Source organism: Winogradskyella pacifica (assembly GCF_013403915.1).
GTDB lineage: Bacteria > Bacteroidota > Bacteroidia > Flavobacteriales > Flavobacteriaceae > Winogradskyella > Winogradskyella pacifica.
Genome location: NZ_JABFDI010000003.1, coordinates 1 through 19,245 on the forward strand (window position 1 = coordinate 1; position 19,245 = coordinate 19,245).

At 34.4% G+C, this 19,245-nt stretch carries 17 protein-coding genes; 9 read left to right on the plus strand and 8 right to left on the minus strand.

Annotation, left to right across the window (positions count from 1 at the left end; all coding sequences use genetic code 11):
* Positions 1-130 precede the first annotated feature (130 nt).
* The 8 genes from groL to miaB form a co-directional block, all read right to left on the minus strand.
* Positions 131-1,759 carry a chaperonin GroEL gene (groL, locus tag HM984_RS03385; RefSeq protein ID WP_179348130.1) on the minus strand — a complete coding sequence of 543 codons (1,629 nt, stop codon included), beginning with the start codon at positions 1,757-1,759 and terminating at the stop codon, positions 131-133.
* 97 nt (positions 1,760-1,856) lie between these two features.
* Positions 1,857-2,132 (minus strand): co-chaperone GroES, encoded by a 276-nt coding sequence (locus HM984_RS03390; RefSeq protein ID WP_115807684.1) that lies wholly within the window; start codon positions 2,130-2,132, stop codon positions 1,857-1,859.
* 175 nt (positions 2,133-2,307) lie between these two features.
* Entirely contained in the window at positions 2,308-2,640 is a 333-nt protein-coding gene (secG, locus tag HM984_RS03395; RefSeq protein ID WP_115807683.1) for a preprotein translocase subunit SecG, read from the minus strand.
* A 1-nt stretch (position 2,641) separates the two neighbouring features.
* Positions 2,642-3,604: a DUF8458 domain-containing protein gene (locus tag HM984_RS03400; protein WP_179348131.1), complete on the minus strand. Its 963-nt coding sequence runs from the start codon at positions 3,602-3,604 to the stop codon at positions 2,642-2,644.
* 3 nt (positions 3,605-3,607) lie between these two features.
* Positions 3,608-4,111 (minus strand): LptE family protein, encoded by a 504-nt coding sequence (locus HM984_RS03405; protein ID WP_115807681.1) that lies wholly within the window; start codon positions 4,109-4,111, stop codon positions 3,608-3,610.
* Between the two features lie 105 nt (positions 4,112-4,216).
* On the minus strand, positions 4,217-5,482 hold the full coding sequence (locus HM984_RS03410; RefSeq protein WP_115807680.1) for a sigma 54-interacting transcriptional regulator: 1,266 nt from the start codon (positions 5,480-5,482) through the stop codon (positions 4,217-4,219).
* Between the two features lie 2 nt (positions 5,483-5,484).
* Complete coding sequence (locus HM984_RS03415; protein ID WP_179348132.1) at positions 5,485-6,417, minus strand: hypothetical protein; 933 nt, start codon at positions 6,415-6,417, stop codon at positions 5,485-5,487.
* A 12-nt stretch (positions 6,418-6,429) separates the two neighbouring features.
* Positions 6,430-7,875, minus strand: a complete 1,446-nt coding sequence (gene miaB, locus HM984_RS03420; protein ID WP_179348133.1) for a tRNA (N6-isopentenyl adenosine(37)-C2)-methylthiotransferase MiaB — start codon at positions 7,873-7,875, stop codon at positions 6,430-6,432.
* Between the two features lie 179 nt (positions 7,876-8,054).
* Here miaB and HM984_RS03425 point away from each other — a divergent pair, with 179 nt between their 5' ends.
* From HM984_RS03425 to HM984_RS03465, 9 genes are all read left to right on the plus strand, one after another.
* On the plus strand, positions 8,055-8,852 hold the full coding sequence (locus HM984_RS03425; protein WP_179348134.1) for a hypothetical protein: 798 nt from the start codon (positions 8,055-8,057) through the stop codon (positions 8,850-8,852).
* 46 nt (positions 8,853-8,898) lie between these two features.
* Positions 8,899-9,333, plus strand: a complete 435-nt coding sequence (locus HM984_RS03430; RefSeq protein ID WP_179348135.1) for a hypothetical protein — start codon at positions 8,899-8,901, stop codon at positions 9,331-9,333.
* Between the two features lie 161 nt (positions 9,334-9,494).
* Positions 9,495-12,038 (plus strand): type I DNA topoisomerase, encoded by a 2,544-nt coding sequence (gene topA / locus HM984_RS03435; protein WP_179348136.1) that lies wholly within the window; start codon positions 9,495-9,497, stop codon positions 12,036-12,038.
* A gap of 6 nt (positions 12,039-12,044) precedes the next feature.
* Entirely contained in the window at positions 12,045-13,211 is a 1,167-nt protein-coding gene (locus HM984_RS03440; RefSeq protein WP_179348137.1) for a formimidoylglutamase, read from the plus strand.
* Positions 13,212-13,376: 165 nt separating this feature from the next.
* Positions 13,377-14,723, plus strand: coding sequence for a T9SS ring complex lipoprotein PorK/GldK (gene porK / locus HM984_RS03445; protein ID WP_449489481.1), 1,347 nt, complete (start codon positions 13,377-13,379; stop codon positions 14,721-14,723).
* 89 nt (positions 14,724-14,812) lie between these two features.
* A complete protein-coding gene (gene porL, locus HM984_RS03450; RefSeq protein ID WP_040757182.1) occupies positions 14,813-15,448 on the plus strand; it encodes a type IX secretion system motor protein PorL/GldL in 636 nt (211 codons plus the stop codon).
* Positions 15,449-15,493: 45 nt separating this feature from the next.
* A complete protein-coding gene (porM, locus tag HM984_RS03455; RefSeq protein WP_115807672.1) occupies positions 15,494-17,068 on the plus strand; it encodes a type IX secretion system motor protein PorM/GldM in 1,575 nt (524 codons plus the stop codon).
* A 63-nt stretch (positions 17,069-17,131) separates the two neighbouring features.
* Complete coding sequence (porN, locus tag HM984_RS03460) at positions 17,132-18,043, plus strand: type IX secretion system ring subunit PorN/GldN (RefSeq protein WP_115807671.1); 912 nt, start codon at positions 17,132-17,134, stop codon at positions 18,041-18,043.
* 151 nt (positions 18,044-18,194) lie between these two features.
* Positions 18,195-19,238, plus strand: coding sequence for an NAD(P)/FAD-dependent oxidoreductase (locus HM984_RS03465; RefSeq protein ID WP_179348138.1), 1,044 nt, complete (start codon positions 18,195-18,197; stop codon positions 19,236-19,238).
* Positions 19,239-19,245 lie beyond the last annotated feature (7 nt).

Sequence of the window (19,245 nt, forward strand, 5' to 3'; positions counted from 1 at the left end):
TTAAGATACGAAAATCAATGCTTCTTTGAAAATATAAAATATAAAAAAAGAGACTGCCTTTTTAGACAGCCTCTTTTAGTATTTGTAACTGACCTAAGTCAATAATTTATTTGTAGAGATAACATATCTACTACATCATGCCTGGCATACCGCCTCCGCCCATTGGCATAGCAGGTGCATCTTCTTTAATGTCTACTAAAGCACATTCGGTCGTTAAGATCATACCAGCTACAGAAGCTGCATTTTCTAAAGCGATACGAGTTACTTTCTTAGGATCAATAATTCCAGCTTTAAGCATATCTACATAAGTTTCAGATTTAGCATCATAACCAAAGTCTTTTTTGCCTTCTAATACTTTATTGATAACTACAGAACCTTCACCACCAGCATTTTCTACGATGGTTCTTAATGGAGATTCAATCGCTTTGTTTACGATTTGTACACCAGTTGTTTCATCTATATTCTCAGTAGTGATTTTTTCTAAACATTTCTTAGCTCTCACTAAAGCAACACCACCACCAGCAACAATACCTTCTTCTACTGCAGCTCTTGTTGCATGTAAAGCATCATCAACTCTGTCTTTCTTTTCTTTCATTTCTACTTCAGAAGCAGCACCAACATAAAGAACAGCAACTCCACCAGCTAACTTAGCTAAACGCTCTTGAAGCTTTTCTTTGTCGTAATCAGAAGTCGTCGTTTCAATCTGAGCCTTAATTTGGTTAACTCTCGCTTTAATATCATCAGCTTTACCTGCACCATTAACGATAGTTGTGTTGTCTTTATCAATAGTTACAGTTTCAGCTGTACCTAACATTGTAAGATCTGCATTCTCTAATGAGAAACCTCTTTCTTCAGAAATAACAACACCACCTGTAAGGATAGCGATGTCCTCTAACATTGCTTTACGTCTGTCTCCAAAACCTGGTGCTTTTACAGCAGCGATTTTAAGTCCACCACGTAATTTGTTAACTACTAACGTAGCTAGTGCTTGTCCGTCAACATCTTCTGCGATGATTAATAATGGACGTCCAGATTGTGCAACTGGTTCTAATATTGGAAGAATTTCTTGTAAGTTAGAAATTTTCTTATCAAATAATAAAATGTATGGATTCTCTAAATCAGCAATCATTTTATCAGCATCTGTAACGAAGTAAGGAGATAAGTAACCTCTGTCAAACTGCATACCTTCAACAACGTCAACGTAAGTTTCCATTCCTTTAGCTTCCTCAACAGTAATTACACCTTCTTTACCAACTTTAGCGAATGCTTTAGCGATTAAATCACCAATAGTATCGTCATTGTTTGCAGAAATTGCAGCAACTTGTTTGATTTTATCAGAATCGCTACCTACTTTTTGAGCTTGTTTTTCTAAATCTTTAACAATTGCCTCAACAGCTTTGTCAATACCACGTTTTAAATCCATAGGATTTGCACCAGCAGCAACGTTTTTAAGACCTTCTTTTACAATTGCTTGAGCCAATACGGTTGCAGTTGTTGTCCCATCACCAGCTAAATCGTTAGTTTTAGAAGCAACTTCTTTTACCATTTGCGCTCCCATGTTCTCAAGCTCGTCTTCTAACTCAATCTCTTTTGCTACAGAAACACCATCTTTAGTCACCTGTGGTGCACCAAATGATCTTCCGATAATTACATTACGACCTTTTGGTCCTAACGTTACTTTTACAGCGTTTGCTAATGCATCAACACCACGTTTTAGTCCGTCGCGTGCTTCAATATCAAATTTTATATGTTTTGCCATTTCTATTTTAGGTTTTAGCCATTAGCTTTTTAGCTTTTGGCTGCGTTTTAATTTTAAATTTTTGTGCTATAGCGAAAAGCCAATAGCGAAAAGCAATTTAAACAATCGCAAGAATATCACTCTCACGCATCATTAAATAATCTTTACCTTCTAACTTAAGTTCAGTTCCTCCGTATTTCCCATAAAGTACAGTGTCTCCAACTTTAACCGTTAAAGGTTCGTCTTTTGTACCATTACCGATGGCAACAACAGTTCCTCTTTGTGGTTTTTCTTTTGCATTATCTGGAATAATAATACCTGAAGCCGTTTTCGTTTCAGCTTCCTTTGGTTCTACAAGAACACGGTCTGCTAATGGTTTAATGTTTAAGCCCATTTGTTATATGTTTTTTTGTTATTTAATTAATAATATTACGCTTTAGCGTAGTTCGAAAATTATGCCAAGACACAAAATCTGACAAAGTTTCAGACCCATCTGCCGAAAAGTTTTTAAATAAAAAAAGCCAACTTAAAAAGTTGGCTTAATGTATTTGGTAATAATAAGTTTTGTATTATTCGCCAGATGTAGTATCTGTTGCAGGTGCAGTTGGTACTACAGGCATTTCAGTAGCATCATCAGCATCGTAAGCTTTAGATTCCGCAGAACCACCAGAACTGATAGTTAAATTAGAAGCTAAGATTAAAATAATTAATCCGGTAGCTAAGAACCATGTACTCTTATCTAAAAAGTCACCAGTTTTTTTAACACCTCCCATTTGTTGGGTGCCACCACCACCAAAAGATGATGATAACCCTCCACCTTTAGGGTTTTGTACCATAATTACTACAACAAGTAAAAAAGCTACGATTACGATTAGGACTAAAAATATTGAAAATGCACTCATTTTATATGGTATTATTATCTTTTAATTCTTTCACCAATTTTATTTGGTGTGCAAAGAAACTACTTTTTTCTGGATATTTCAAACTTAAAATTTTGTAAGATTGAATTGCTTTATCATAATTTTTTTGTTCGAGATAAATTCGTGCCAAAGTTTCAGTCATTAAACTATCAGAAACGGGGTTGTCATTGTTAACTAACTTTGGTTTTGGTGAATTGCTAGAAACGGGTTTTATCTTTGGATTTTCGCTTATAAACTTATCTATAATAGCAAGTTTTTTCTGAAGAGGAGATTGGCTTTCTTGTTCAGGCAGCTCTGTTTCAACGTTGTTTTTGGTTACAGGTTTAGCGTCTTTTTTAGTTTCGGCTTTAACGTCGTCGCGCACAATAGGTTTAAAACTGGTAATTTTTAACCATTCTGTAAATGAATGATTTTCAGTTTTATCAAATTCTAAAGGTGTACCAATTTTAAGCTCCTTTTCTGCGGTGATATTTTTAACATCAACAGCGATAATGGAATCTTCAATTTTAGCTTCTAACCTAGGTTTTGGCATTGGTTTTACCTCAAATAAACCTGGGTCTAAAACACCTTCTGTTGCTTTAATATGTTCTTTTAAAGCATCATCGATTGTAACACTTTTATTGACTGAAATATCATCTACAGCATTAACCTCAATAGATTTGATATACTCTGTGTTTTGTTTAATCTGTTCAGATATTTCATTTTGATTGAAAATGTCTGAAGTAATGTAATCAAACAACACGCTGCGATCTGTGGTGTGGGCAGCTGTGATTTTTAACGCGTTATTGTACTTGTAACTCTCCTTTTGTTTTAATCCTTTAAGGTATAAAGCTCTTAAGGATTGAAAATAAGGGTATTCTTTAATAGCAGAAGAGAGTAGTTCGGTTTGAGCTGCTGTAACCGCTTCTGGATGTTGTAATAAATATGTTATATCTTGAAGCTGCATAGTTTACCAGTCTGCTAAAGAAGCATTAAGAATATCTTGTGTTAAACGTTCTAATATTTCGTCGAAGGCGGTATCCTTTATACCACCTGAAAGTTGTTCGCTGGCACCATAATCATAAAAGAAGGAGAATGTGCGTTCAAAATCTTTTTCTTCATCTTTTGTGTTAATATAGCGCACTCTAACACCAATAGTTAATCGGTTTTGTGCAGCTGTATTTTCGGCCGTAGCGGTCATTGGTGCAATACGGTATTCTACAATCTCTCCTTCATAAATAACTTCACCCCCTGAATTTACTAATTGTGCACTGGTTTGATTTACAATAAGATCTTGAAGGGCATTTGTGAATAATTGATCCAAACCAGGTTCTACCAAATCCGCATTATTTTGAAAGAAATTAACTTGAAACGTTTCTGGTGTTTCTGTAATTCCTGTAAACGAATAATTAACCTTACAACCGTAGCATGCAAGGCAAATAGCAACGATGAAAATATATTTTAATGAATTCATTTAAATTGTGTTTGTTTCTTATTGATGAGGTTTTTGGCTCGTTAATCCGTTTTTAGTAAACGACTTATGGTTTAAGAATATTTCTATAGTTCTCCTAAATTTATCTTAAAGATCAAATTGTTTGATTTTTCTATAGAGTGTTCGCTCGCTTATACCTAATTCCGCTGCTGCTAATTTGCGTTTTCCACCATGACGTTCTAAGGATTTTTTAATCAATTCTAATTCTTTGTCATGTAAAGACAGCGTTTCCTCTTCTTCAATTTCTTCAGCAAAATGATATTTATCTTCGGTTTCTGAAGCCACACTCTCATTTACGTCAGAATGTTCAGCAAGAGATAACACCTCTAAATCTTCAACGGCTGCTTCAAATTCTTCATCTTTTTCCTCACCATAAATTTTCTGAATTAAATGTTCGTTGTCTTTTTGAACATCAGAATCACTTCCTTTTTTCATGAGTTCCATGGTCAGCTTTTTAAGATCGTTTAGATCGCTCTTCATGTCAAATAAGACTTTATATAAAATCTCACGCTCACTACTAAAATCACTTTCTGATTTAGAATTTTTAACTACAGCTGGTAAGTTGCTGCCTATACTTGGTAAATAGTTCTGAATTGTAATACCATCGATAGTACGGGTTTGCTCTAAAACGGAAACCTGTTCTGCAACATTTCGTAATTGTCTAATATTACCATTCCACCTATACTTTACTAACAAATTAACAGCATCGTCTGTTAATTTAATTGTTGGCATTTTATATTTTAAGGCGAAATCACTAGCAAATTTTCTGAATAATAGGTGAATATCTTCTTTTCGATCTCTTAAAGGTGGCAAGTTGATTTCTATAGTACTCAGTCTGTAATATAAATCTTCTCTGAACTTCTCTTTTTTAATAGCGTCAAACATATTAACGTTTGTAGCCGCTACAATCCTTACATTGGTTTTTTGAACTTTACTAGAACCGACTTTTATAAATTCACCATTTTCTAAAACACGAAGCAAGCGTACTTGCGTAGTTAATGGTAATTCTCCAACTTCATCTAAAAAAATAGTCCCTTCATCTGCAACTTCAAAATAGCCTGAACGCGTTGCTGTGGCTCCTGTAAAAGCGCCTTTTTCGTGCCCGAATAATTCACTGTCAATAGTACCTTCTGGTATAGCACCACAGTTAACAGCAATATATTTGCCGTGTTTTCTATGTGATAATTGATGAATAATCTTAGGAATACTTTCTTTACCGACACCGCTTTCTCCAGTCACTAAAACTGAAATATCCGTAGGCGATACTTGAATTGCTTTTTCTATGGAGCGATTAAGTTTTGTATCGTTTCCTATAATACCGAAACGTTGCTTTATAGCTTGAATTGATTCCATAATTAATTTACGTATGAAAATCTTTCGTTGAATTCAAATGATAACTCAGGTCCAAAATCATAAGCGATATCTCTACTTACTATTCGTCCTGCCGAATTATATTCTAAATCAAAATTGAATGCAGTACCACTGAAAGTGGCACCATTCCAATTATTTGTAGAAAGAAATTGTGCTATTTGTCCGCCGATTTCATCAGAATAATCATCCTTTAAGAAAGTTAAAATATAATTGTCTTCGTAAATGACTTGCAAAGGGTTTGTTTCGTTGTCAAACTGATAAGTGGTGTTGCTTTGTGTTTCTCCAGTTGTTGTGCTGCTTGTAATATTACCTGCTGCATTGTACGATACGGTTTCAACCTGAATAGAAAAATCACCATCAAAGGATTCTTTCTTAATAACACGGTCAGAACCATCAACGGTAAATTGCGTAGAAATAGTAGAACCAACTTCTGTTCTTGTAATAATGTTTCCGTCGTAAGTGAAATTGTAGTTATAATCGTCTTCGTCATCTCCGTAATACTCATAAGTGATATTAGATACTACGCCATTTATATAGGTTATTACAGTTTCGTTAGTAGTTGCCCCTGATGAATTCACAGATTTATCGTTAATAATTTGTCCAGAGCTATTACGCGTAATGATAAGATTTTCGGTTTCAAACGGACTGCCTTCTGCAGATAACGCATTAGTGCCAGATATAATTTTATCGTTAGCAATGTTGAAATCTGAATTGGTGATTGTTTCAATAGGAATACCAAAAAACACTAAATTAATCTGCGTGTCTAGCTCGTAAGTAGACATCGTTAAGTCTGCACTCTCGCTACCGTTGCCACCTCCTTGACTACCACCTCCTTGAGTGTAAGCAGGATCTAATGGTTCTACATCACAAGAGGTTATAAGAGTTAACGTGAATAATGCTAAGGCTAATTTCTTCATTTGTTTTTTTTATTAATTGTTCTTAGAATAGTCAATAGCTTTTCCAATAAGCGTTGCACTTGTGCAATCTGTTATAAGTACATTAACTAAATCACCCACTTTATAATGTTCTTTAGGGAAAACGGCCACTGTATTATCAGAGGTTCTTCCAGACCATTGCAAATCTGATTTTTTAGATGCTTTTTCTATTAAAATTTCTACTGTTTTATTGAGATGCGCTCGGGTATTAATTTCGCTATACTTTCGTTCTAATAGAATAATTTCCTTTAAACGACGCTTTTTAATATTTTCTGGGACATCATCTTCCATTTTACGACCAGCCAAGGTTCCAGGGCGTTCAGAATAGGTAAACATATAACCAAAGTTGTACTTTACATATTCCATTAAAGATAAGGTGTCTTGATGATCTTCTTCCGTTTCTGTTGGAAAACCAGCGATTAAATCGACACTTATAGAACATTCTGGGATGATACGTTTTATATTATCAATAATCTCAAAGTACTCTTCTCGTGTATGCAAACGATTCATTTCTTTTAAAATACGATCGCTTCCACTTTGTACTGGCAAGTGAATGTGATTACAAATGTTATCGTATTTCGCCATGGTTTCAATAACATCCATAGTAAAATCTTGCGGATTAGATGTCGAAAATCGAATACGCATTTTTGGTTGCGCTTTAGCGCATAACTCTAAGAGATTAGCAAAGTTTACAGCAGTTGCTTTCTGAAGTTCTGAAGCATTGTTAAAATCCTTTTTCAGGCCACCACCATACCATAGATAACTATCAACATTCTGTCCTAAAAGCGTAATTTCTTTAAAGCCTTTAGTCCATAGGTCGTTTACTTCTTCAATAATACTTTGTGGGTCTCTACTACGTTCTCTTCCGCGTGTAAATGGTACAACACAGAAGGTACACATGTTATCACAACCACGAGTAATAGAAACGAAAGCCGTAATGCCGTTGCTGTTTAATCTAACAGGTGAAATATCTCCGTAGGTTTCTTCTTTAGAAAGTATAACATTAATAGCGTCTCTTCCTTCTTCAACTTCGGCAAGAAGATTAGGTAAATCCTTGTAAGCATCAGGGCCAACAACTAAATCTACAATTTTTTCTTCCTCTAAGAATTTAGTTTTTAAGCGTTCTGCCATGCAACCTAAAACCCCAACTTTCATTTTTGGGTTTATGCGTTTTACGGCATTGTATTCTTGTAATCGTTTTCTAACAGTTTGTTCAGCTTTGTCCCTAATAGAACAGGTGTTTACTAAAACAAGATCTGCTTCTTCAAGGATTTTTGTAGTATTAAAACCTTGCTCAGACAGAATAGAGGCTACAATTTCGCTATCGCTAAAATTCATAGCGCAGCCATAACTCTCAATAAATAATTTGCGTTGGTTACCTTCTTTCTTGTCTATGATTAAGGTTTCCCCTTGTTTGTTTTCGTCTATAATTTTTTCCATCAGCTGTAGTGAATACTTCAATTCTCAATAAGTATGCAAAGGTAATATTATTTTATAGATTGTGACAAAGTGGCAGTCATAATGTTTAATTATAATTTAAAAGGTGTTTCGAGTAGTGTTTTTCTTGAATATCTAATAAAAATAGATTTCTTTTGGCGAACTAAATCATAAGACTAAAAATGAGCAGCACAGAAATTAAAAGCAAAATTCAAAATGCGAATGCACTAGATTTTGGAATTATCTTTAATCAATCCATAGAATTATTTAAAAAAGTTTGGGTACAAGGATTGGTAATGTTATTACTAAATATTGTTTTGGCGATACCAATAATAATGATTGTTTATATACCCTTGCTGTTTTTTGGTTTTGCTAATGCTTTAACTGTTGGTAGTAGTTATGACTCATATGGGTTTTATGGGGACTCCGGAATGGGGTTTGCTTTTGGGTTGGTGTTTTTTGTAGTTTATATTTTTCTCATTGTAGCTATGAGTGCAATTGGACTTGGTTTAAAAGCTGCCTTTTATAGAATATGTAAATTCAAAGATTTAGAGCAATCAGGGAAAGAAGACTATTTCTATTTCTTCAAAAAACCGTATTTAGGTAAAACGATTAAGTTGGGGGTTGCATTTACGGGGATTGCGCTTTTAGCAACGCTATTGTGTTTACTTCCTATAATATACGCAGTCGTTCCTTTGTCTTTTATTGTTGTTGTTTATGCTTTTAATCCTGATTTATCAGTTTCTGAAATTATTGGATTAGGTTTTGATCTTGGTAATAAAAAATGGTTAATTTCATTTGGGTTAATGTTTGTAACCGGATTTTTAGCCATGATAGTAGGATTCTTAATGTGTGGACTTGGGGTGTATGTTACTTCTTCATTTGGTTATTTGCCTTCGTATTTTATATATAAAGATGTTGTTGGCTTTGATGAAGAGGATGATCAAATGCGACGAATTGAACAATTGTCTACATTTTAACGCAACCCTTTAATCCGTTTTACATCTATACAATAAACATACTCTTATGAAACTTAGAAAAGTTATAATGTTTTCGTTGACCTCAATGTTATTGATGAATTTTCAATGCAATGAAGATGATGTAGTGCTATTACCATGTGGATTAGAAGTCGTAAGCAATAATGAAGCCTATGAAACAGCAGAGTCTGATAATTTTGATGTGTTAAATGTTGATTTGAGTGGTGATTGTTTAACAGTTGATGTGACCACTAGTGGTTGTGATAGTAACGATTGGGTGTTAACATTAATAGATTCAGGGAATATTGCCGAATCCATGCCGCCTCAGCGTTATTTAAAATTGACACTTTTTAATAATCAAGTTTGCTTAGTAGTGCTTGAGAAAGCTGAGACTTTTGATTTGTCTTCATTACGAGTCGATGGAACCAATGAGGTTTTGTTAAATATTGAAGGTTTACCAGAATCCGTTTTATATGCCTACTAATTAAGATTTAAAAATTTTTATAAATCGAAGAAGCCTTATAATTTGTAGGGCTTCTTCTGTTTTTTATAACATTTTAATCACGATAAAATGTATGGTATTTACGACCAAATTAGGATTGTAACTTAATTTTCATATACATTTGTAAACGCAAAAATTTAAGAATGTCAAAGAATCTCGTTATTGTTGAGTCACCTGCAAAGGCTAAAACTATTGAAAAATTTTTAGGAAAAGATTTTAAAGTGGAGTCCAGTTTTGGACACATTGCAGATCTACCTTCAAAAGAATTAGGAGTGGATGTAGAAGGAGACTTTATGCCTAAGTATCAGGTTTCTAAAGATAAGAAAGATGTCGTTAAGAAATTAAAAGAATTAGCAAAGAAAGCAGATATTGTTTGGTTAGCAAGTGATGAGGATCGCGAGGGAGAAGCAATTGCTTGGCATTTAGCCGAAACTTTAAAATTAGATAAAGAAAAGACGAAACGTATTGTATTCCATGAGATTACAAAAACGGCGATACAAAAAGCAATAGAGAATCCAAGAAGTATAGATTATAACTTAGTAGATGCCCAACAGGCAAGACGTGTTTTAGACCGTATTGTAGGTTATGAATTATCTCCTGTATTATGGAGAAAAGTAAAAGGTGGTTTATCTGCAGGTAGAGTACAATCGGTTTCAGTTCGTTTAATTGTAGAGCGCGAACGCGATGTGCAAGGGTTTAAAACAACCGCATCTTATAGAATAGATGCTGAATTTACAAACGAAGACGGAAATTCATTCAAAGCAAAACTGCCTAAGAATTTTGATTCTGAAAAGGAAGCATTAAAATTCTTAAATGATAATATGGGTGCTTCATACGAGGTGTCAGATCTTCAAAAGAAGCCTGCTAAAAAATCACCCGCTGCGCCATTTACAACATCAACACTTCAGCAAGAAGCGTCTCGTAAGCTAGGCTATTCTGTTAGTAGAACGATGACCAATGCTCAACGTTTGTACGAAGCTGGTTATATCACCTATATGAGAACAGATAGTGTAAACTTATCTGATGAAGCTAAAAAAGGAGCAGAAAACGAAATTACTTCGGCCTACGGTTCTAAATTTAGTAATCCAAAAAATTACAAAGGGAAATCTAAAGGAGCGCAAGAAGCTCACGAAGCTATACGACCAACAGATTTTTCAAATCACACCGTTAGTGCAGAACGCGACCAAGCACGGTTATACGATTTAATCTGGAAACGTGCTATTGCCTCTCAGATGAGTGATGCTAGATTAGAAAGAACCAATCTTAAAATTCAGATCAATTCTAAAAATAAAATTAGCGAACAATTCACAGCTAACGGGGAAATCATCACGTTTGAAGGGTTTCTAAAAGTATATTTAGAAGGAACAGATGATGAAGATGCAGAACAAGAAGGGATTTTACCAGATTTAAAAGTTGGTGAACCTCTTAAAAATAAATACATCACAGCAACTGAACGTTTCACAAGACCTCCTGCAAGATTCACAGAAGCTTCATTAGTGAAGCAATTGGAAGAGCTAGGAATTGGTCGTCCGTCTACTTACGCACCAACTATTTCTACAATTCAAAATAGAAACTACGTAGAAAAAGGAACGAATGAAGGTGATGAAAGAAGCTACAAACAATTAGTATTCGAAAATCAAACGATTAAAGATAACACGCTTTCAGAGCAAACAGGTTCTAATAAAGGGAAATTGGTACCTACAGATATTGGTATTATTGTTACCGATTTCTTAGTTAACCATTTTGAAAGTATTCTAGATTATAACTTTACAGCAAGAGTAGAAGATCGTTTTGATGATATTGCTGAAGGTAAGGAAGATTGGCGTGAAATGATGAAGGATTTCTACAAAGGCTTTCATCCTCAAGTCGAAGATGTACAGGAAAATGCAGAACGAGAATCTGGAGAACGGGAATTAGGTATCGATCCAAAAACAGGACGAACAGTTTTAGTACGACTTGGTAAATTTGGACCATTAGTACAGTTGGGTAAACCTGACGATGAAGAAGAGCCTCAGTATGCAAGTTTATCACCAGATCAACAATTAGGTTCTATAACTTTTGAAGAGGCTATGGACTTGTTTAAGCTTCCAAAAGCATTAGGTCATTATAAAGACGAGGAAGTTGAGGTTAATAACGGACGATTTGGACCATATGTAAAGTTTGGTAAAAAATTCGTGTCATTACCAAAAGGTGTTGATCCATTGAGTGTAGAGATGGACGAGGCTTTAATATATATTAAGGAGAAAGAAAAAGCAGATGCTCCTATATATATGTATAAAGATATAGAAGTTACAAAAGGAAAAGGGCGTTTTGGACCATTCATAAAATGGAACAATATGTTTATTAATGTGAATAAAAAATACGATTGGGATAATTTATCTGAAGATGATATCATTACTTTGATAGAAGAAAAAATTCAAAAGGAAATTGATAAGGTCATCCATAACTGGGAAGATGAAGGAGTAAGAGTAGAGAAAGCAAGATGGGGAAGGCACAACATTATAAAAGGCAAGCAAAAAGTAGAGTTGGCCAAAACGGTAGATGTGACTAAAATGACTTTAGAGAAAGCGCAAGAGATTCTCGAAAAAAACGCACCTAAAAAGAAGGTTGCAAAAAAGAAAGCCCCTAAGAAAACGGCGACGAAGAAAACTGCAACAAAGAAGAAAGCTACAACTAAAAAGAAATAATTGGATATGAATTTTAATTTCCTTACGCCTGTATCAGATGCGGTTTTAGCTCATAATGAACTAATAGCGCAACAAGCGCTAGGGAAAAAAATTAAGGTACATTCGCGTCAAAACGGTGTTCCAGATTTGGAAAACGTACAAATGGCGATTATTGGAGTTCAAGAAAATAGAAATGACGTCAATTTTATTGGTGCTCATGTTAATTTTGACTCTATTCGTAAAACACTCTACACGTTGTTTCCGGGTAACTGGCATACAACATTAGCGGATCTTGGTGATATTGAACCAGGCGAAACGGTTGAAGATACGTATTTTGCAATCCGTACGGCGATATCTGTTTTAGTAGAAAAAAGTATCATACCTATTGTTTTAGGAGGAAGTCAAGATTTAACTTATGCAAATTATCGTGCTTACGATTCACTCATGCCTATGGTGAATGTGGTAAGTGTGGATAGTAATTTCGATTTGGGTGATGCAAATCTTCCAATTAAGAATAATAGTTACGTAGGTAAAGTCATTGTAGAAGAGCCTTATAATCTATTCAATTATTCTACAATTGGCTACCAAACATATTTTAACTCCCAAGAAGAAATAGATCTTATAGAAAAGTTGTACTTTGAGGCCTACCGTTTAGGTGAAATATCTGGAGACATCAGTAGGGTAGAGCCATTAATGCGAGATGCCCATATTGTATCGGTAGATTTAAAGTCGGTTAGAGCTTCTGAAGTAAGTGAAAATCAGAAGTATTCGCCTAATGGTTTTTCAGGAAAAGAAATTTGTGCCATAAGTAGATATGCTGGTATTAGTAATAAAGTGTCATCATTTGGGATTTATGAATACCAAGGCTCTAAAAATGATAGCTCAACTTCAATGCTAATAGCGCAAATGATATGGTATTTTATTGAAGGTGTAAATTGTAGAGTTAAAGATGACGATTTTAACAATGAAAATCATTATCAAAAATATAATGTTTTGGTAGAAGATGATGAATTAATTTTTTACAAAAGCTTAAAAACAGGTCGTTGGTGGATTGAAATTCCTTTTTTACCAAACGTTAATAATAAATTAAAAAAGCATACGTTATTACCATGCATGCATTCCGATTATGTGCATGCAACTCAAGGTGAAATACCTGAGCGTTGGTATAAGGCTTACCGGAAGAATAGCTTTTAAAATGAACGTTTAATCCGATTTTAACACTTTTTTAATCGATGAAATGCTTATTTTCAGGGTAAAGTGCAAAAAAAAGATAAAAAAAGTTGTTTATTCGGAAATATATAAATATGTTTACGACCTCAAAAATAATAAGGACTAATTTAACCTAGAGTTACTATGAATATTAAGAAGTTTATTTTACTAACCGCAGTACTAGTTATGGTAGCCAGTTGTAATTCTGGAGATCGAGGACAATTGGTTGGTGTACAAGGTAAGAAATGGCATCCAGAAAAGCCCTATGGAATGACATTGGTGCCAGGTGGAGCTTTTATTATGGGTAAATCAGATGATGATTTAGCTGGAGTACAAGACGCGCCAACAAGAACAGCCACAGTTCGTGCATTCTATATGGATGAAACTGAAATTACAAATAGTGAGTACCGTCAGTTTGTAGAGTGGGTAAGAGATTCGACTCTAAGATTAAAATTAGCTGAGATGGCTGACTTAGAAGGGAAAACACCAGGAAGTGGAGATATTGGAGAATTTGCGTATTTAGATGCAAATCCAGAAGATCTTAACGCTTACGAAAGTTACATGGTGAATACCTATGGTAACGAACAAAGAAAAATTAATCGCGATGCAAAGTTGCATTTCAATACGGATGATTATCCAGATGAATTGTATGCGGAAGTGATGGATGGTATGTATTTACCATTAGAAGAATCATATAATGGCCAACGTACTTGGGATGTTAAGCAATTTAAATTCCAGTATACTTACATGGATATTCAAAAAGCAGCAAAGGATAGAGGTTTAAAACGTTCTGAGGTTGTAGTTCAACAAGAAGTTGAGATCTATCCAGATACAACGGCTTGGATTAGAGATTTTGCTTACTCATATAATGAGCCAATGCATAATGATTATTTCTGGCATGATGCTTATGGAGATTACCCAGTAGTTGGTGTATCTTGGAAGCAAGCGCAAGCTTTCTGTCAGTGGAGAACTTTATACCATAATGCAGATAGAAAGAAAAGAGGAAGACAACCTGTAAACTCTTACAGATTGCCATCTGAAGCAGAATGGGAATATGCAGCACGTGGTGGATTGCAAGGTGCAACGTATCCTTGGGGTGGACCTTATACTAAAAACGACAGAGGTTGTTTCATGGCTAACTTTAAACCTTTAAGAGGTGATTATGCAGCCGATCAAGCATTATATACAGTAGAAGCGGATTCTTATGATCCTAACGATTTCAACTTATATAATATGGCGGGTAACGTTTCAGAATGGGTAAACGGTTCTTACGATCCTGCATCTTATGAATTTGCGTCATCAATTAATCCAAATGTAAATGATCCTAATAACGCACGTAAAGTCGTTAGAGGTGGTTCTTGGAAAGATGTTGCTTATTTCTTGCAAGTAAGTTCTAGAGATTATGAATATGCTGATTCTGCAAGAAGCTATATCGGATTTAGAACAGTTCAAGATTACATGGGAACTGAAGTAACTAAAAACGCAGCAACAAATTAATTCAAACTTATTAAACTTAACTTAAACCTAATATTAATCCAAAATGAGTATTAACAACCAAGCTCATTTGAAAACAAAAACTTAAAATCATGGCACAAAAGAAATTATCAACAATGAATATGGTCTACGGACTTGGAGCTGCAATCGTAATTGTTGGAGCATTATTCAAAATTCAACACTGGCCTTATGGATCCCTTATCCTTACTATCGGTATGATTGTTGAAGCACTTGTATTTACACTATCAGCATTTGAGAAGCAAGGTGATGACTTAGATTGGTCATTAGTATATCCTGAATTAGCTGGTGGTCAAACATTAGGATCTAAAAAGAAAGCTTTAGAAGAGCCTAAAGATGCAGAAGGTATGTTATCTAAAAAATTAGATAACTTATTAAAAGATGCTAAAATTGATGGTGCGCTTATGGCAAGCTTAGGTGATAGCATTAAAAACTTCGAAGGAGCAGCAAAAGGAATTTCTCCTACAGTTGATTCTATGGCATCTCAAAAGAAATATAGCGAAGAAATGTCTTTAGCAGCAGCTCAAATGGCATCTTTAAATAGTCTTTATAAAGTACAAGTAGATAGCGCAAATCGTCAAGCTGCTATCAACGAAGAAGCTGTAGAAAATGCAACTAAATTAAAAGAACAAATGCAATCCTTAGCATCTAACCTATCATCTTTAAATGGTGTATATGGTGGTATGTTATCTGCAATGAACAAAAACTAATTGGTTTTTATAATCGAATTATTAATAATTAAAAACTAGTTAGAAATGGCAGGAGGAAAACAGTCCGCAAGGCAAAAAATGATTAACTTGATGTACTTGGTATTTATTGCTATGATGGCAATGAATATGTCTAAAGAAGTACTATCTGCTTTCGGATTAATGGAAGCAAAATTTGCTGATGCTAATGAAGCGACAGGAAATAGAAATGAAGCGATGCTTACAGATTTAAAAACTAAAGGTGAGGAAAAGCCTGAGGAATTTAAAATCCCAGCAGCAAGAGCACAACAAGTGCAAATTGCATCAGATAAATACTTCAAGTTTCTTGAAGGTGTAAAAGTAGATTTACTTAAAGCTGGAGAATATCAAGTTGATCCTAAAACAGGTAATTTACCTTTTGAAGCAATGGATAAAACCGATATTCTTGATGAGGCTTGGTTTACCGGTGATCGTTTAACAAAAGAAGGAGACAAAGTAATGGCTGCTCTTAACGATTATAAAACTGATATTAAGGCCATCTTATCTAAAGATGAAGCTTATAGAGGTGAAAGTGAAACTTTTGAAAAAACGTTTAGCACAGCACAAGAGGTTAATAAGGATGGAAAGAAAATTGATTGGTTAAATTATAACTTTCAAGGTTATCCAGCAATTGCATCTTATACGAAATTAACAGCAATGCAAAATGATGTTAGAGTAACAGAAGCTAACCTTTACAACTTGTTTTTAGGTAATACATTATCAGAAGCTACAACACTAAATAACTACAAAGCAATCGTTTTGGCTGATAAGTCTGCTTTTTTCGCAGGTGAAAAGTTTCAAGGACGTGTTGTTATTGGAAAATATGCAAATGTTCCTCCAACGAAATTAGTAGTACAGGGTAAAGAAGTTGATTTAAAAAATGCAATTGATTCAACAGGAGCAGCAACATTAGATTTTAATGTTGGTAATGTTGGTGAGCATTCAATTGAAGGTGAATTTACATTTATTGAAAATGGTAAAGAATTACCAATTCCAATCGTAGCTAACTATGTTGTAGTACCTAGACCAAACTCTGCAACTATTTCTGCAGATAAGATGAACGTTGTTTATCGTGGTGTTGCTAACCCAATGACAATTTCTTTTGCTGGTGTACCAGATAATAAAGTGTCAGCTAGTGGATCAGGTTTATCTAAAGGTTCTGGTGTTGGAAAATACACTATGAATCCAGGAACAGGTAGAGAGGTTACAATTAATGTATCTGCTACCTTAGATGATGGATCTAGAGTTAGTGATCAACAAACATTCAGAATTAAAGATATTCCAAAACCAACTGGTACTATTTCAGGTCAAGACGGTTTTGTTAAATTACCAAAACGTAACCTAGAAATAGGTACTGTTGGTGCTAAATTAGATGATTTTGTATTCGACTTACCAATTAACGTAACATCGTTCCAAGTAAAAGTACCTGGACAGCCTACTGTTAATGTTGCTGGTACTAAAATGAATGCACAAGCAAAATCTGCAATTGGTAGAGCACGTGCGGGTGATGTTGTTACTATTTTTAATATCAAAGCTAAGATTCAAGGAAATTCTAGCTACCAATTAAAAGGAGTTTCAACAATTACTATTGAGGTAAGTAACTAATAATAGATTGTTTATAGAACAATCATTATTAAAAGAAAATCCCAAATTATAATAAAAAATAAGATGAATTTAAAAAGCTTTTTATGTATAGGATTAGGTGTATTAGCTGCAAACAGTATGTTTGCTCAGGCTAATATCCTAAATGCAAAAATACCAGAAGAAATTGGTATGAAAACTGAAGCACAGTTACTTCTAGATAACGATAAGCCTTTAGAATACGGATATGTCGGAGATAGAGATATTTTATTTTCTAAAATGACTTGGGAAAAGATTGTTTTAGACGAACGTGCCAATTTTCCTTTATACTTTCCTATTGAAGACAATTTAGGTGATGATAGAAAATCATTGTATATGGTGCTAATGCAAAATATCAATGATGGTACTATTCCAAAAGTATATGCAGATGCATATTTTACTGAAGAACGTACTATGGAAGATTTAGCTCCTGCTTTAGTAATGGAACGAATCACAGATGTTGGAATTGATTGGATGAACGCTGAAGGTGTTACTGATACGGCATTAGTGCCAGAAGAATACAAGATTCGTAGAGAAATTGGTCCTGCGGATATTAATTCTTACTTAGTAAAAGGACTTTGGTATTTTGATAAGCGTCAAGGAGAATTAAAGTTTCGTATCTTAGGTATTGCGCCAGCAGCACCAGATGTAAACTTTATTGATTCTGACGATGAGTCAAATAAAGAACCTATCGGTTTATTTTGGGTGTTTTTCCCAGAAATCAGAGATATTCTTCATGAAGCGAAAGCTTTCAACAACAAGAATAGCGCTGTACCATTATCTTTCGATCATTTATTAAACAGTAGACGTTTTAGTGGTTCAATCTACAAAGAAGAAAATGTTTACGGTGATAGAGAAGTAAAGGAGTATGTTGCAGAAAATGCATTAATGCAGCTTTTAGAATCAGAACGTATCAAAGATAAGATTAGAAACTTTGAACAAGATATGTGGAGTTACTAGTTAGCTTTAGCATAAAATATATAGACGCTCACTTTTTAAGTGGGCGTTTTTTGTTGTTGTTATTCTTGCGAAATCAGGGATGCATTAATTAAAACTAAAATTAGATTCCTGCCTTCGCAGGAATGACAAACATTTATTTACTTTTGCTGTAATGAAAGACGTAGATTATATCATTGTAGGATGTGGCTTGGCAAGCATCGCTTTTTGCGAGCAATTAAGAGCCCACAATAAAACATTTGTAGTATTTAATGATGACTCTCAGAAGTCTTCTATAGTCGCTGCAGGATTGTATAATCCGGTTATACTAAAGCGTTTTTCAGAAGTATGGAACGCGAAAGAACAATTAGCACTAGCATTACCTCTATATTCTAAAATTGAAACCGAGTTAGATATAAAGATAGATTATAAACTACCAATATTAAGACGTTTCACTTCTATAGAAGAGCAGAATAAGTGGTTTACAGCATCAGACAAACCGTCTTTAGAATCGTATCTCTCACTTCAGCTTATTAAAAATGATAATCCTGAAATTGATGCTCCGTATGGATTTGGTGAAGTCTTACATGCCGGACGGTTAGATACAGAAACGCTAATAACTAATTATAAGAATCTTCTAAAAAAGGATGATTGTTTAAAGGAGCTATCGTTCGTTCATAATAATATTCAGTTTAAGGACGATGCTATTCATTATGAAAACTTCAAGACAAAACAAATTGTATTTGCTGAAGGTTTTGGCGTAAAGCACAATCCGTATTTCAATTCAATTCCGCTTACAGGCTCTAAAGGAGAAATATTAACTATTAAAGCTCCAAAGTTAAAGATTAAGTATGCTATAAAGTCTTCTGTATTTGTTATTCCATTAGGGGATGATTTGTACAATGTAGGTTCAACGTACAATAACGATGATAAATCTAATATACCAACAGAAGCAGCTAAGGAAGAATTGATTTCAAAATTAAAGACATTTATAAAGTGCGATTTCCAAGTTGTGAATCACATTGCAGGAGTTAGACCTACTGTAAAGGATAGACGACCGTTAGTTGGTAGACATCCAAAGCATCATCATCTTTATGTGCTCAATGGATTAGGAACACGTGGTGTAATGATTGCGCCTTACGTAGCGGATAGGCTATTTAAACTTATCGAAGATAATGAAAGTTTAGATGCTGAAATTGATGTAAATCGCTTTGGGTAATTAAGAC

What these genes read in the sequence shown, in the direction of transcription:
- groL (WP_179348130.1), bottom strand. Translation starts at nt 1,759, where the DNA reads ATGGCAAAACATATAAAATTTGATATTGAAGCACGCGACGGACTAAAA.
- HM984_RS03390 (WP_115807684.1), bottom strand. Translation starts at nt 2,132, where the DNA reads ATGGGCTTAAACATTAAACCATTAGCAGACCGTGTTCTTGTAGAACCA.
- secG (WP_115807683.1), bottom strand. Translation starts at nt 2,640, where the DNA reads ATGAGTGCATTTTCAATATTTTTAGTCCTAATCGTAATCGTAGCTTTT.
- HM984_RS03400 (WP_179348131.1), bottom strand. Translation starts at nt 3,604, where the DNA reads ATGCAGCTTCAAGATATAACATATTTATTACAACATCCAGAAGCGGTT.
- HM984_RS03405 (WP_115807681.1), bottom strand. Translation starts at nt 4,111, where the DNA reads ATGAATTCATTAAAATATATTTTCATCGTTGCTATTTGCCTTGCATGC.
- HM984_RS03410 (WP_115807680.1), bottom strand. Translation starts at nt 5,482, where the DNA reads ATGGAATCAATTCAAGCTATAAAGCAACGTTTCGGTATTATAGGAAAC.
- HM984_RS03415 (WP_179348132.1), bottom strand. Translation starts at nt 6,417, where the DNA reads ATGAAGAAATTAGCCTTAGCATTATTCACGTTAACTCTTATAACCTCT.
- miaB (WP_179348133.1), bottom strand. Translation starts at nt 7,875, where the DNA reads ATGGAAAAAATTATAGACGAAAACAAACAAGGGGAAACCTTAATCATA.
- HM984_RS03425 (WP_179348134.1), top strand. Translation starts at nt 8,055, where the DNA reads ATGAGCAGCACAGAAATTAAAAGCAAAATTCAAAATGCGAATGCACTA.
- HM984_RS03430 (WP_179348135.1), top strand. Translation starts at nt 8,899, where the DNA reads ATGAAACTTAGAAAAGTTATAATGTTTTCGTTGACCTCAATGTTATTG.
- topA (WP_179348136.1), top strand. Translation starts at nt 9,495, where the DNA reads ATGTCAAAGAATCTCGTTATTGTTGAGTCACCTGCAAAGGCTAAAACT.
- HM984_RS03440 (WP_179348137.1), top strand. Translation starts at nt 12,045, where the DNA reads ATGAATTTTAATTTCCTTACGCCTGTATCAGATGCGGTTTTAGCTCAT.
- porL (WP_040757182.1), top strand. Translation starts at nt 14,813, where the DNA reads ATGGCACAAAAGAAATTATCAACAATGAATATGGTCTACGGACTTGGA.
- porM (WP_115807672.1), top strand. Translation starts at nt 15,494, where the DNA reads ATGGCAGGAGGAAAACAGTCCGCAAGGCAAAAAATGATTAACTTGATG.
- porN (WP_115807671.1), top strand. Translation starts at nt 17,132, where the DNA reads ATGAATTTAAAAAGCTTTTTATGTATAGGATTAGGTGTATTAGCTGCA.
- HM984_RS03465 (WP_179348138.1), top strand. Translation starts at nt 18,195, where the DNA reads ATGAAAGACGTAGATTATATCATTGTAGGATGTGGCTTGGCAAGCATC.